Source organism: Micromonospora sp. KC606, from assembly GCF_004348675.1.
Lineage (GTDB): Bacteria > Actinomycetota > Actinomycetes > Mycobacteriales > Micromonosporaceae > Micromonospora.
The window spans coordinates 1-13,407 of sequence record NZ_SMKN01000053.1; the positions used below are offsets into that span (position 1 = coordinate 1).

The 13,407-nt window shown below is 72.4% G+C and carries 15 protein-coding genes; 11 read left to right on the forward strand and 4 right to left on the reverse strand.

Features of this window, described 5'->3' with window-relative positions; all coding sequences use genetic code 11:
• The 6 genes from E1193_RS13545 to E1193_RS13570 all read left to right on the forward strand — a co-directional run.
• A partial coding sequence (locus E1193_RS13545; protein ID WP_132183547.1) for an ABC transporter permease subunit occupies positions 1-770 on the forward strand: 770 nt, incomplete at its 5' end.
• Between the two features lie 2 nt (positions 771-772).
• Positions 773-1,495 carry a hypothetical protein gene (locus tag E1193_RS13550; protein WP_132183548.1) on the forward strand — a complete coding sequence of 241 codons (723 nt, stop codon included), beginning with the start codon at positions 773-775 and terminating at the stop codon, positions 1,493-1,495.
• A 24-nt stretch (positions 1,496-1,519) separates the two neighbouring features.
• On the forward strand, positions 1,520-2,083 hold the full coding sequence (locus E1193_RS13555; protein WP_132183549.1) for a heme-binding protein: 564 nt from the start codon (positions 1,520-1,522) through the stop codon (positions 2,081-2,083).
• Between the two features lie 135 nt (positions 2,084-2,218).
• Complete coding sequence (locus tag E1193_RS13560; protein WP_132183550.1) at positions 2,219-3,151, forward strand: AAA family ATPase; 933 nt, start codon at positions 2,219-2,221, stop codon at positions 3,149-3,151.
• A complete protein-coding gene (locus tag E1193_RS13565; protein ID WP_132183551.1) occupies positions 3,148-3,579 on the forward strand; it encodes an SAP domain-containing protein in 432 nt (143 codons plus the stop codon). The genes E1193_RS13560 and E1193_RS13565 overlap by 4 nt, the downstream gene beginning before the upstream one ends.
• Positions 3,580-3,749: 170 nt before the next feature.
• Positions 3,750-3,977: a TM2 domain-containing protein gene (locus E1193_RS13570; protein ID WP_132183552.1), complete on the forward strand. Its 228-nt coding sequence runs from the start codon at positions 3,750-3,752 to the stop codon at positions 3,975-3,977.
• Positions 3,978-4,022: 45 nt separating this feature from the next.
• On the opposite strand, the gene E1193_RS13575 is transcribed toward E1193_RS13570, so the two are convergent.
• Both E1193_RS13575 and E1193_RS13580 read right to left on the reverse strand, forming a co-directional pair.
• Positions 4,023-5,000 (reverse strand): MBL fold metallo-hydrolase, encoded by a 978-nt coding sequence (locus E1193_RS13575; protein ID WP_132183553.1) that lies wholly within the window; start codon positions 4,998-5,000, stop codon positions 4,023-4,025.
• A gap of 156 nt (positions 5,001-5,156) precedes the next feature.
• Complete coding sequence (locus tag E1193_RS13580) at positions 5,157-6,041, reverse strand: serine hydrolase (protein WP_132183554.1); 885 nt, start codon at positions 6,039-6,041, stop codon at positions 5,157-5,159.
• 37 nt (positions 6,042-6,078) lie between these two features.
• On the opposite strand from E1193_RS13580, the gene E1193_RS13585 reads away from it, so the two are divergent.
• Together E1193_RS13585 and E1193_RS13595 are read left to right on the forward strand one after the other, a co-directional pair.
• Positions 6,079-7,038: a LysR substrate-binding domain-containing protein gene (locus tag E1193_RS13585; RefSeq protein WP_132183555.1), complete on the forward strand. Its 960-nt coding sequence runs from the start codon at positions 6,079-6,081 to the stop codon at positions 7,036-7,038.
• A 603-nt stretch (positions 7,039-7,641) separates the two neighbouring features.
• On the forward strand, positions 7,642-8,493 hold the full coding sequence (locus E1193_RS13595; RefSeq protein WP_132183556.1) for an aldo/keto reductase: 852 nt from the start codon (positions 7,642-7,644) through the stop codon (positions 8,491-8,493).
• A gap of 78 nt (positions 8,494-8,571) precedes the next feature.
• Here the strand turns inward: E1193_RS13595 and E1193_RS13600 are convergent, their stop codons facing one another.
• Positions 8,572-9,831: a hypothetical protein gene (locus E1193_RS13600; RefSeq protein WP_243707583.1), complete on the reverse strand. Its 1,260-nt coding sequence runs from the start codon at positions 9,829-9,831 to the stop codon at positions 8,572-8,574.
• Between the two features lie 227 nt (positions 9,832-10,058).
• Here E1193_RS13600 and E1193_RS13605 point away from each other — a divergent pair, with 227 nt between their 5' ends.
• From E1193_RS13605 to E1193_RS13615, 3 genes are all read left to right on the forward strand, one after another.
• Positions 10,059-11,597 carry an NAD(P)/FAD-dependent oxidoreductase gene (locus E1193_RS13605; RefSeq protein WP_132183557.1) on the forward strand — a complete coding sequence of 513 codons (1,539 nt, stop codon included), beginning with the start codon at positions 10,059-10,061 and terminating at the stop codon, positions 11,595-11,597.
• A gap of 101 nt (positions 11,598-11,698) precedes the next feature.
• Positions 11,699-12,607, forward strand: coding sequence for a cellulose binding domain-containing protein (locus tag E1193_RS13610; protein WP_132183558.1), 909 nt, complete (start codon positions 11,699-11,701; stop codon positions 12,605-12,607).
• An 84-nt stretch (positions 12,608-12,691) separates the two neighbouring features.
• Positions 12,692-12,946, forward strand: a complete 255-nt coding sequence (locus tag E1193_RS13615; RefSeq protein WP_132183559.1) for a GYD domain-containing protein — start codon at positions 12,692-12,694, stop codon at positions 12,944-12,946.
• On the opposite strand, the gene E1193_RS13620 is transcribed toward E1193_RS13615, so the two are convergent.
• The gene (locus E1193_RS13620; RefSeq protein WP_132183560.1) at positions 12,925-13,260 is read right to left on the reverse strand and encodes a DivIVA domain-containing protein; all 336 of its coding nucleotides are present in this window, start codon (positions 13,258-13,260) and stop codon (positions 12,925-12,927) included. The two genes, E1193_RS13615 and E1193_RS13620, sit on opposite strands and share 22 nt — an antisense overlap.
• Positions 13,261-13,407 lie beyond the last annotated feature (147 nt).

A 13,407-nucleotide genomic window follows, 5' to 3' on the forward strand; every position in this document is an offset into this window, starting at 1 on the left:
CCGCCCCGGCCCCCGCCCTCGGCCGACCGGCCGCGACCGGGCCGACCCTGGCCCGGCTGACCGAGGTGGAGCTGCGCAAGCTCACCGACACCCGGGCCGGCCGCTGGCTGCTGGCCGCGATCGGGGTTATCGCCGCCGCCATCGTCACGGTGCAACTGTTCGTCCTCGACGACGCCGAGCAGACGTACCAGGCGTTCTTCGTCCCGTCGCTGTTCCCGGTCGGGCTGCTGCTGCCGGTGCTGGGAATCCTCTCCATCACCGCCGAGTGGTCGCAGCGCACCGCGCTGACCACCTTCGCCCTGGTTCCCCGCCGGGGCCGGGTGGTCGTCGCGAAGCTCGCCGCCCTGGTGTTGGCGGCGCTGGCCTCGGTGCTGGTCAGCCTCGCCGTCGCCGCCGTCGGCACACTGGCCGCCAAGGCCACCGGCGGGGCCGGCACCTGGGCCCTCGACTGGCAACTGCTGCCGCACGCCGCCGTGTTCCAGGTGGCCAACGCGCTGATGGGAGCGGCCTTCGGTCTGCTGCTGCTGAACACCCCGCTGGCGATCGTCAGCTACCTGCTGCTGCCGACGCTCTGGAGCATCCTCGCCGCGATGGTCACGGCGCTGCACAAGCCGGCCGAGTGGCTGGACACCACGGTCACCATGGAACCGCTGCTGGGCGCGGAGATGACCGCCGGGCAGTGGGGCCGGCTGGCGGTGTCGCTGCTTGCCTGGCTGGCGCTGCCGCTGGCCGCCGGACTGGTCCGGGTCATGCGGCGGGAGGTGTCCTGAGCGTGGACGCGCAGGGGCACGACAGGGCCACCGTGGTCGACGGCGGCATCGCCGAACTGGCGGTGATGTGGGTCGGGTTCCCGCTGCTCGGGGCCGGGCTGGGCGCGGCGCTGACTGCCGTGTCCGGCTGGGTCGCCGAGCGGCCCTGGGTGCCGTTCGACTGGTTCGAGTTCTTGGCCCAGCTGCCCGAACAGCAGGCGTACGCGGTCGGCTGCGCCTTGCCGGCGCTGGCGGGGCTGGTCCTGGCGTACATCGGCACCCGGGAACGGCTCATCGTCACCGTCGGCCGGACGGCGGTGCGGCTACGCCACGACGGCCACGAGCAGGAGGTCTCCCGGGGCACGGTGGCCGGCGTCTTCGTCGACGGCGCGGCGCTGGTGCTGCTCGGCGTCGACGGTGGGGAACTGGCCCGGGAGAAGTCCGACCTGAGCCGGGACCGGCTGGCCGCGGCGTTCGGCGGGCACGGCTGGCCTTGGCGGGATGAGGACCCGCACCGGGAGGCGTTCCGGCGGTGGGTGGATGGGCTGCCCGGGTTGCCCGCCGGCGCGGACGCCCTGCTGCGGGCCCGGCAGCGGGCGCTGGACGCCGACCGGGGCGGCGAGGTCCGGGAGCTGCGCGCCGAACTGAGCCGGCTCGGTGTGGTGGTGCGCGACGAGGGAAAGCGGCAGTACTGGCGGGCGGCCGTGGATCCACTTCGCCGGGAGGGGCGCACCGACGGCGGGTAGCGTGACCGGTGAGGAGCGTGCCTGATGACCGAGCAGCAGCCGTACCGGGTGGTGGCCCGACACCCCGGCTTCGAGCTGCGCCGGTACCCGGCCCATCTGGTCGCCGAGTTACGCGTGGACGGGGCGCTCGTCGAGGCCGGCAACGAGGCGTTCCGGGCGCTGGCCGGGTACCTCGCCGGGGCCAACCGGTCCCGGCTGCGGGTCGCCACCACCACGCCGACGGTCGGGGAGCCGACCGGTTCCGAGCGGATCGCGATGACCGCGCCGGTGGTGCAGGAGGAGTGTGACCAGCCCGGCGCCTGGCTGGTGCGCCTCCTGCTGCCGGCGGGGCTGACCCCGGACACCGCGCCGGAACCGGAGGACCCCCGGATCACCGTCCGGGAGATTCCGGAGCAGCTCGCCGCCGCGGTCCGCTTCTCCGGGCGATGGGCGGAGCGGGCGTTCGGGAAACGGGCGACCGCGCTGGGTCGGGCGGTCACCGCCGCCGGCCTGACCCCGTCCGGGGCGATCCGGTACGCCCGCTTCGACCCGCCCTGGAAGCCGTGGTTCCTGCGGCGCAACGAGGTGGTGCTGCCGGTGGCGGAGTGACCGCCGCCGGCGGGACCACGGCCCACCCGCTACCGCTGTCCGCGGGCGTGTACCGACGGTAACGGCATCAATGTCCTGAATGGTCAGGAGGCGCGCTGCCCGTTACCGTTCCCCCGTTACGGGAGGAGACGTCCGGTGTACGTGGTGTCCGTGATCAACTACAAGGGCGGGGTGGGGAAGACCACCCTGACCGCCAACCTCGGCGCGGAACTGGCCAACCGGGGGATGCGGGTGCTGCTGGTCGACCTGGATCCACAGACCAGCCTCACCTTCAGCTTCTACGACCCGGACGACTGGCGGGACCGGCTGCGCGCCGACCGTACCGTCAAGCGCTGGTTCGACGGGCTGCGCGGGGACACCCCGGCGGTGCCCCTCGGTGAGCTGGTGGTCTCCCCCGGCCCGGCCAACGCCCACCTGTCCGGCGCGGGACGGCTCGACCTGATCGCCTCCCATCTCGGCCTCACCGACATCGACCTGGCGCTGGCCCGGGGCGTGGCCGACGGCGAGGAGTACGACCGTGAGCTGTTCCGGGTACGCGGCTCGCTGGCCGAGGGGCTGCACGACGAGGCGTTGGACGGCTACGACCTGGTGCTGATCGACTGCCCGCCGAACTTCAACGTGGTCACCCAGTCCGCGATCATCGCCAGCGACCACCTGCTCATCCCGGCGAAGGCCGACTACCTGTCCACCCTCGGCATCGACTACCTCTGCGGCAACGTGCGCGAGCTGGTCGACCGGTACAACGCCGACTCGCGACGGTTCGCCACCATCCGGCGGCACCACAAGGTGGCCCCCGGCATCGCCGGGGTGGTGTTCACCATGATCCAGCTGACCGCGCAGCGGCCGATCTCCGCCCACCAGGGCTACATGGACCAGGTCCGCGAGCTCGGGCTGCCCGTCTTCCCGACCGTGCTGCGGGAGAACGTCACGCTCTTCGCCACCAACGCTCCGCGTGGCGTGCCGGCGGTGCTGCGCCCCCGGGTGAGCCTGCCGGCCGTGCAGGAGGAGCTGCGCCAGATCACCACCGAGTTCATCGCCCACCTCCAGCCCGCGCAGGTGGCGGCGTGACCGACCCGACGCGTACCGCCGCGCTGCTGGTCCGCCTCGCCGACCTGCTGCGGGACCTGCCGGCCGCCGAGGTGGCGGCGCTGGCCGAGGGGCGGGCTCGACTGGCGGTCGTACCCACCGACGCCGTCGCGCCGACCAGCGGTGCGCACGCGCGGTCGTCCGCCGCCGGGGACCGGGCGTCCGTGCCGCGCCGGGCCGGACCGCCGGCCACCGACCCGGACCGGGCGGTGGCGGCGCTGGCCGCCATGACCACCCGCGGCGACGGCACGGCATACCTGTCGACGTGGTCGGTGCGGGAGCTACGGGCGCTGGCGACCCGGCTCGGTCTGCGGGGGACGGCCAGTGGCCGCAAGGCCGAGCTGGTGGAGCGGATCGTGGACCGGACGGTCGGCTTCCGGCTCGACTCGGCGGCGATCCGCCAGCTGTGAGCCGTCGGCCGCCGGGCTCAGCGACGGCGGCCACGGCCCGGTCCGGTGGCGGCAGGGACCGCATCGGTTCGCCCCTGCCGTCCTTTCGGGCCGATCAGCCTGGAGCGATCTTGTCAGGAACCAGGCCCCTCGATACGCTCCCGCGGCTACTCCGCTGAGAAAGGACCGCAGTGACCGCTTCTGCTCCGGCCAACGCCCAGAAGTCCTGGGTGGTCGCCCTGCTGCTCTGCTTCTTCATCGGTGTCCTCGGCGTCCACCGGTTCTACGTGGGCAAGGTCGGCACCGGCATCCTCCAGCTCGTCACCTTCGGTGGCCTGGGTATCTGGACCCTCATCGACTTCATCCTGATCCTGGTCGGCTCCTTCAAGGACAAGCAGGGCCAGCCGCTCGCCAAGTGAGCCGTGGTCGGGGCCGGGATCGTCACGATCCCGGCCCCGGCGCCGTCAGAAGCGGTAAGCGGTGCCGTACTCGGGCACCAGGACCCGACTGCGCGGTGACGCCCGCCGTACGGCGGCGACCAGGTCGTCCAGCCGCCGTCGGTCGTTCGGGGCGACGACCGGCGGGTTGACCAGCGAGGTCTCGAAGTTGTCCCAGTGCACCGGCACCACGACCTTCGGGTGGTCCAGCGCGGCCATCAGCCGGGGCACGTAGTCGGCGGTGGAGCCGGTGGCCGGCAGCGCCACCATCGCCACGTCCGGCGCCAGCCCGGTGAGGTTGCGCTCGGCGAAGTCGCTGGCACCCATGAAGAACACCGACGGGCCGCCGTCGACGCGGATCTGGTACGCCAGGGTGTCCCCCTCGGGCAGGTCGGCGACGGTGGCCGGCTTCGGCGGCGGGGCCACCCGTACCCCGGGGAGGGCGATCGACCACGACGCGTTGCGGCTGTGCAGCGAGCCGACCACCTCGATCGTGTGGTCGCCGAACTCCAGCACCTCCCCGCCCCGCACCGGGCTGAGCTGCCCCGCCAGCAGCCCGTACGCGATTCCCAGGTGGTACGCGGTGAGGGTGCCGAAGACCCGGGCTCCGGTGCGCGCGGCGATGTACGGAACGTCGTTGAAGTGGTCCCAGTGGGTGTGGGTGACCAGGATGGTGGTTGCCTGCTCCACCATTGAGTGCACGACGGCGGTGTCGACGGTCAGCGGGGTGGCCGGGTCGAAGGCGCCCCGGAACAGGCCGGTGTCGTAGCGGCTGAGGAACGGGTCGACCAGCACCGTCCGGTCGCCGATGTCGACGCGCCAGCCGGAGGTGCCCCACCAGCGGAAGCTGACCGCGCCGGAGCGTGGGCGCCGGGTCGGGTCGGCGGCGGTGGCTGGTGCGGCCTGGGCGGGCGCGCCGGTGACCAGCCCAACGGCGGTCACGGCGGCGGCTCCGGCGGCGGTGGTCCGCAGGAACCGGCGGCGGTCGAAATGGGGTCTGGACATGCTGGTGTTCTCCCCGTCTGGAGTGGAACGTGGTCGCCGCACAGCCCACCACCGCCCCCTCGGCCGTGTCCAAGATCAAAGGGCCTGGGCCGCGATATGCGATGCGATATCAGCGCAGCCCACAGGCGACGGAGCGGACTGCGGAACGCCGGGAAGTCAGGCGCGCAGGGTCGCCACGGCGGTCGAGGCGGCCTCGCCGATGGCCAGGTCCACGTCGATTCGGCGGGTGGCGAGCCGTTCGGTCCGGACGAGAACGGCCATCGCGTACCGGGTGCCGTCGGGGTACTCGGCGACCCCGGCGTCGAGGTGCAGCCCCGGCAGGGTGCCGGTCTTCGAGGCCACCCGCACCCCGGGCGGGAAGCCGGAGGCGAGCCGGGTCCAGAAGAGCTGCCGGGACATCAACTCCCGGACGGTGGCGCAGGCGGCGGCCGGACCCGCCTGGTCGCGCCAGATCAGGCTGAGCAGCCGGGTGAGTTCCCTGGCCGTGCTGGACGTGGTCCGCTGCGGGTCGAAGACCCGCATCGCCCGGATCCGGTCGGCGGTCAGCGTCGGGAAGATCCGGGCGAAATCCGCCTCGGTACGGGCCCCCACGTCGGCGAGCATCATCTCGACCAGTTGCCGGGGGCCACCCACGATCCGGGTACGCGGCAGCTCCATCTCGGCGGCGAGCATCGGCAGCACGTCCGCGCCGACCCGGCGTAGCAGCAGCTCGGCGGCGGTGTTGTCGCTGACCGACATGGTGAGGTACGCCAGGTCGCGCAGGGACATCTCGACATCGTCGGCGCAGCCGGCCACGCCCCACCCGCCGAGCCGGTCGGCGGCGGTCACCACCACCCTTTCTGTGGGGTCGAGTTGGCCGGCGGCGGCCTGCCGCGCGAACTCCAGCACCAGCAAGATCTTGAAGACCGAGGCGATCACGGTCTGCCGGTCGGCCTCGACGGCCACCTCCCGGCCGTCCGGTCCGTCCACCGGCACGACGTGCAGGCTCCCGGTGACCCCGGCCCGGGCGAATATGTCGCGGATCCGATCTCGTGCTGCCACAGCGGCACGGTATCCGGCGCTGCCGTATCGTCCGGGCGTGGACCTGCTCCGCCACCTGCGGCACTTCGTGGTGGTCGCCCGCGAGCTGCACTTCGGCCGGGCGGCCGAGGCGCTGGGCATCGCGCAGCCGCCGTTGAGCCAGTCGATCCAGCGGCTGGAACGGGAGCTGGCGGTGGAGCTGTTCGACCGTTCCCGCCGGCAGGTCCGGCTCACCACCGCCGGGCAGCTGCTGCTGGGCGAGGCGGACGAGTTGCTGGCCGGGGAGGCGCGGCTGCGCCACCTGATGCGCCGGGTCCGCGAGGGCGCGTTGGGCGTCTTCCGCGCCGGGGTGCCGCCGGAGACCCCGGCGGTGACGTTGCGTGCGCTGCTGGACCGGCTCACCGCGTCCGCCCCGGGTCTCGACGTCGACCTGCACGAGCTGACCAGCGCGGAACAGGTCCGGATGCTCGCCGAGCGGCGGCTCGACGCGGGCCTGGTGCACCACCCGGTGCAGGCGGGCGGGCTGCGCTTCGGGCCGCCGGTGGACGTGCCGGTGGGGGTGCTGCTGCCCCGGGCGTCGCCGCTGGCCCGGCCGCGTGAGGTGGCGTTGGCCGACCTGGCCGGGCTGGACCTGGTCGCCCCGCCCCGGGTCACCGCGCCCGGGTGGTACGACCACCTGCTGGACGTGTGCCGTCGGCGCGGCTTCGTCCCGCCTCGGATACGACCGGCCCGTAACCCCGAGTTCATCTTCGGTCTACTGTTGGCCGGCGGCGCGGTGGCACTGGAGCCGCAGGCGCTGGCCCGACGGGAGCCACGGATCGCCTGGCGGCCGATCGCCGGGGCGGCCCTGTTGCGGCGTACCTCCGCGGCCTGGCCGGATCGCGCGGCGCACCCGGCGGCGACGATGTTCGGGCAGCTCGCGGCAGAGGTGTTGGCCGCCGAGGAGCCGGCGCTGCCGGCTGCGGTGGTGCCCTCGGAGCGACCGTGGCCGGTACTGTTCGACGCCACCCACGGCTGAGGATTCCCGCTGGCGCTCTCCCGCCGTTCACCCTCCGGCCGTTAACATCGCCGGCCATGAATACGAAGAGTTCAAACCCGTCCGCGGCCCGGGCATCAAGGCTCAGACGAGGCTGACGTACGACGCAGGTCTGGGAGGCGCTCAGGGACACCGACCAGGACCCGGCGAACGCCGACAACGTGATCCTGCTCTACACCGGCCGGTCGCAGAGCAAGACCAGCAACGGCGGCGGGGTGAACGACTGGAACCGGGAACACGTCTGGGCCAAGTCGCACGGCGACTTCGGCACCGCGACCGGGCCAGGCGACGTGCACCACCTGCGCCCCGAGGACGTCCTCGGTCAACTCGACGCGGGAGAACAAACCCGGACACCTTCGACAAGCGCCGCAACCAACGCATCTACGAACGCTGGCAGGGCAACCGGAACCCGTTCGTCGACCACCCCGGTGGGCCACCGCCATCTGGGGCTGAGTTGTCGCAGATCACCCAGGTCGGGTCGTTCCCGCACGGCTCGGCCGGGTAACCCTGTCGGTGACACGCGCCCCGTCGGCACCCCGCACGGTGACCGGCCGGGCGCAGCTGACGATGGGAGAAGATGCCAACATGGCGAACAGGGTTCCCGAGATCACGCTCAACGACGGCAACACCATCCCGCAGCTCGGCTTCGGGGTGTACCAGATCACGCCGGAGGACACCGTCGAGGCGGTCGGCACGGCGTTGGAGATCGGCTACCGGCACATCGACACCGCCGAGATGTACGGCAACGAGGCTGAGGTCGGCGAGGCGATCCGCCGCTCCGGGCTGGACCGCGACGAGGTCTTCGTGACCAGCAAGCTGAACAACGCCTTCCACCGGCCCGACGACGCCCGCAGGGCGTTCGAGTCGACGCTGGCCGCGCTGAAGATGGACCACATCGACCTGTTCCTGATCCACTGGCCGCTGCCCACCCGCTACGACGGCGACTTCGTCTCCACGTGGAAGACGCTGGAGGAGTTCCAGCGCGACGGCCGGGCCCGGTCGATCGGCGTGTCCAACTTCCAGGTCGCCCACCTGGAACGACTGGCCGTCGAGGCGGAGGTCGTGCCCGCGGTCAACCAGATCGAGGTGCACCCGTACCTGGGCAACGAGGAGGTTCGCGCGTACGGCCGGGCGCACGGCATCCCGACCGAGGCCTGGTCGCCGATCGCCCAGGGCAAGGTGCTCGACGACCCGACGCTGGTGGGCATCGCCCGGGAACTGGACCGCACGGTGGCCCAGGTGGTGCTGCGCTGGCACGTGCAGCGCGGCGACATCGTCTTCCCGAAGTCGAGCACCCCGAAGCGGATCGAGGAGAACTTCCACATCTTCGACTTCGCGCTGGACGACGAGACGATGGCGCGGATCGCCGCACTGGACAAGGGCGAGGCCGGTCGGCAGGGACCGCACCCGGACACGTTCGACTACATCCCCGCCTGAGCCGCCGGAGGAGCGACGGGGGCCCGCGCCGGGCCCCCGTGTCGCGCGGCGGGGCGGTCCGCGACCGGGCCGGGCGGCTCAGATGATGAAGTGCGTCCAGTAGGCCAACCAGACCACGAACAGCACCCCCTGGAGCAGGGCCAACGAGACGCTCAGCCAGACGTCCACACCGGCGTTCCTGGCCCAGCGGGCCAACACCAGGCCCACCGGGAACACGGCGAGCAGGTAGCGCAGCAGGCTCTTGTAGACCGGTGGCCCCATCGACAGCGGCGCCAGGACCATCAGCACCGCGTAGACGACGTACGGCAGCCCGATCCGCCGGAACCCGGCGAGCACCACGACCAGGACGGCGACGGCGAACCAGACCCGTACGGCGTCCCGGCCGTCGCCGCCGGTGAGGCCGTGCCACATCACCCGCAGCGGGTCCTGCACGCTGATGCCCCAGCCCTTCTCCTGGGCGTGCTTGTAGGCGAACCAGTCGCCACCCTTCCACCGGCAGAACGCCATGAAGGTCAGCCAGCCGGCGGGGATCAGCAGCAGCGGCCACCCGCTGCGCAGGTAGGTCCACAGGGTGCGCGGACCCAACCGGTACCGGTGCTGCCGCAGCAGGACCAGGGCGAGCGGGAGGGCCACCAGGAACCCGACCGAACGGCTGAGCCCCAGGAAGTACCCGACCAGCCCCACCACCAGCCACCGCCGCCGCTCGGCGTAGTAGAAGGCGGCCACGGCCAGACAGAGGAAGAGCGACTCGGTCAGCGCCGCCTGAAACAGGAAGGCGGTCGGCAGCAACACCAGGTAACGGGTGAAGCGCCGCGCCGACCGGTCGTCGCCGAGCACGATCTTCCCCAACCGTAGCGCGTAGAACAGCAGCAGCAGGAACGCCACGTTGGCGACCAGGAGCAGCGCCAGGGCGGTGTCGCCGCCGAGCAGCACCGCCACCGGCCGGGCCAGGAACGGGTAGAGCAGCGGGAAGGCGAAGTCGTCCCAGGGTCCGGTGAGCGGCTCCCGGGCCAGGTGGTCGTAGATCAGGGCGTCCCAGGCGAACCACATGGACAGCCAGCGCCGAGGGGAGATCGCCTGCTGCTGGGCACGCGTGTCGGCCTCGTCCGCGGGCGGCGCGCCGGGCACCTCGTCCCAGGCGGTGAGCGCGAGCACGCCGAGGACGCCGAAAACGATCTTGACGCCCGCGAACAGGGCCAGGGTGTACCGCCAGTCGCCCGGCACCCGGGCGACGAGGGCGCCGGCACCGGTGCGCAGGCGGGCGGGCCCGGGTACGCCGGAACGGCCGGTCCCGCCGGCGCGGCGTGCGGATGTCGTCTCCGGCGTGCGGTCCACCATGCGTGTTTCCTCGCGGTCGGCTCCGGACCCGCGGTCGACCCACCGGGCGCCGCGGACCTGCCCCGTCATCCCCCACCCGGGCCGAATGACACCTCCCGCACGGATGAGCCGTCATCACCAGGCGGGTCGGCATGATCGGGAGATTCCACGGCGGTTGACGTGAGAGCGGCCAGAGACCGGGTATCCGCGCCTCCTCCGCAGGACCGAGGGCTAGGGAGCGCACGGGGATGGAAGAGCGTCACGGCACGGTGGTCATCGGCGCCGGCCCGGCCGGATTGACCGCCGCGTACGAACTGCTCCGGCACGACGCGGCGGTCCAGGTGTTCGAGTCCGACCAGGTCGTCGGCGGCATCAGCCGCACCGTGGAGCGCGACGGCTGGCGGTTCGACATCGGCGGTCACCGGTTCTTCACCAAGGTGCCCCGGGTCGAGGCGTTCTGGCACGAGGTGCTGCCCGACGAGGAGTTCCTGCTGCGCCCCCGGATGAGCCGGATCTTCTACCGCGGCGCGCTCTACGACTATCCGCTGAACGCGGGCAACGCCCTGCGCAACCTGGGAATCCGCGAGGCGGTCCGCTGCATGGGCTCGTACGCGCGGGCCCGGCTGCGTCCGCCCCGGGACCAGTCGCACTTCGAGGGCTGGGTGTCGGCCCGGTTCGGCTGGCGGCTGTACTCGATCTTCTTCAAGACCTACACCGAGAAGGTGTGGGGGATGCCGGCCGACCAGTTGCAGGCAGACTGGGCCGCCCAGCGGATCAAGAACCTGTCGCTGTCGAAGGCGGTGCTCAACGCCCTGCTGCCGCGCCGCAACCGCAAGGACGTGACCAGCCTGATCGAGGAGTTCCAGTACCCGAAGTTCGGCCCCGGCATGATGTGGGAGCGGTGCACCGACGAGGTCCGTCGGCGCGGCGGCGAGGTCACCCTCGGGACCTGGGTGACAGCGGTGCACCGGGAGGGCGGCCGCGCCGTGGCGGTCACCGTCGACGGGGTCGGGGGCGAGCGACGGGTCCGGGCCGACCACGTGATCTCCTCGATGCCGATCTCGGAGCTGGTGGCAGCGGTCCGGCCGGTGGCGCCACCGGAGGTGCTCGCCTGCGCCGCCGACCTGAGATACCGCGACTTCCTCACCGTGGCGCTGGTGGTGCCGGAGGAGTTCTCGTTCCCCGACAACTGGATCTACGTGCACGACCCGGCGGTGCAGGTGGGCCGGATCCAGAACTTCGGCTCCTGGTCGCCCTACCTGGTCAAGGACGGCCGCACCTGCCTCGGGCTGGAGTACTTCGTCTTCGAGGACGACGCCACCTGGCGGACGCCGGACAACGAGCTGGTGGCCCTGGCCACCGCCGAACTCGAACAGCTCGACCTGGTCCGCCCCGGGTGTGTGGAGGCCGGGTACGTGGTGCGGATGCCGAAGGCATACCCGGTGTACGACGAGCGCTATCAGCGCAACGTGGACACCATCCGTGACTGGCTGGCCCGGGAACTGCCCAACGTGCACCCCGTCGGGCGCAACGGCATGCACCGCTACAACAACCAGGACCACTCGATGATGACGGCGATGCTGACCGCCGAGAACATCGTCCACGGCGCCGGCCACGACGTCTGGTCGGTGAACGTGGAGCAGGACTACCACGAGCGGTCCGAGGGCGACAGCAGCGGCAACGGCCGGCGGGGCACCGGGCGGGACGCGCCGATCGTGCCAGGTCGCCCGCTCGGCAGGGTGACCGCCGAGGCCCGCCCGGAGCGTCGACCGACCGGGGTGAACTGAGCCTCGGGTGATCGCCTGCTCGCCGCCCCGGCGGACACCGTGCCGCTGACCGAACCACCCAGGTGATTGATGAACATGCATACATCCCGTAGGGTCTCACCATGCGTGCCCGTCGTGTCACCCTGGTCACCGCCCTGGCCGCGTTACTGAGTGCCCTCGCCGTCACCGCCGCCCGGGCCGCCGACGACCCGGCCTTGACCACGCCCGACGACCCGGCGCTGACCACGCCCGGCGCCCCGGTGGTGGTCGCCAACGAGGCCCGCCGCCTCACCCTGGCCTGGTCGCCCGCGACGTGGAAGGGCGAACCGGGCGGCCCGATCACCTACGACGTGCTCTCGCCGGTGGGCCCCAACGCCTACCGAGGGCTGGGCAGCACCCAGGATCTCACCATCACGTTGACCAACCTCGCCCCCGGCACCGCCTACCGGATCGCGGTGCAGGCGTACGCCATCGGCGGGTACTCCGACACCTCGCAGGTCACCGTGGTGCGGACCGTCGACGGGCGCGCGACGGTCGACTACCGCAACCTGGACTGGTCGCCGACGAACAACCAGGCGCAGTTCCAGCTCCGGGTGACCAACACCGGCGACGGGCCATTGCGGCTCGACGCGGTGCGAATCCGCTACCACGTGCGCTTCGAGGGCGGGAACACCTCGCTGGTGCCCGAGTGCGACTGGGCGCAGCCGGGATGCGAGGCCGTCCGGCGTACCGTCCAGTTCTTCCCGCCGCCGGGGCCACCGCCCGGCCCGAGCCCGAGCCCGAGCCCGAGCCCGACGGTCTATCCGGTTCCGGGCACGCCGGTCCCCGGCTGGCTGGAGGTCACCTTCACCGGCGGTGTCCTGGCCCCGGGCGAGTCGACCGGGCCGATCCAACTGCGCCTGCACCGGGCGAACTGGACCGACATCGACGAGCGCGACGACCCGAGCTGGCAGGCCGCCGTGGGCTCGTGGACCCGCAACGACCGGGTCACCCTGGACGTCGACGGCGTCCGCGAGTTCGGCGACGCCTGAACCCGCGCGGGGGCCGGCCGGTTTCGCCGAGCTGAACGGCCGGGACGGAGGACTAGCCGCGCGCCCGACGGGTACGCGCGGCCCATGGGTAGCCACAAGCCGAACAAACACGACCCGGGCGGCGAGTCGGCGCGGGCCGGCCGCCGGGTGCACTTCGCCTTCGGTGAGGACGACACCTACGTGCTGTGCGAGATGCCGGACCATCCCACGGCCGCGTCGGTGGCGATCGCCATCGAGGCGGCCGGCGGGCTGCGCGTGCAGGTCGTCCCGGTGCTCACCCCGGCGGAGGTGGACGAGGCGACCCACCGGGTGACCACCTACTCGCCCCCGGGCACCTGAGCGGGCTGCAGCTTCTGGACGGTGTTGCGGCGAGGGCGACGACCGGTCGTGGCCCGCTTCGCCTTGGCGCCGGCCCCGGCGCGCTCCGACTGCCAGTTGCGCAACGCCCGTTTGATCCGCTGATTCTCGGCCCGCGCCTCCTCCAGCCCTCGATCCCGCGCCCGCAACTCGTACGCGAGCCGGTGCAGCAGCGCGTCGACCTCCTCACGGCGGTAGCCCCGCTGGTACCACGCGGCGAGCGGCAGCCGGACAGAAGCGATCCGCTCCGGGGTCAGCTGCTCGGTCAGGGCGTTGCGACTGCGGTACATCCCCATGTCAGCTGTTCCCTCTTCGCACGCCGCCCTGCCCCCGCACCCGAACCACCATCGTCACCCACCCCACGATTCCCACGCTCACAGGTACGGACGATCGCCGGTCCGGGGTTCACCACCAGCACAAACGGGCCGCCGGTCGAGCCGGCG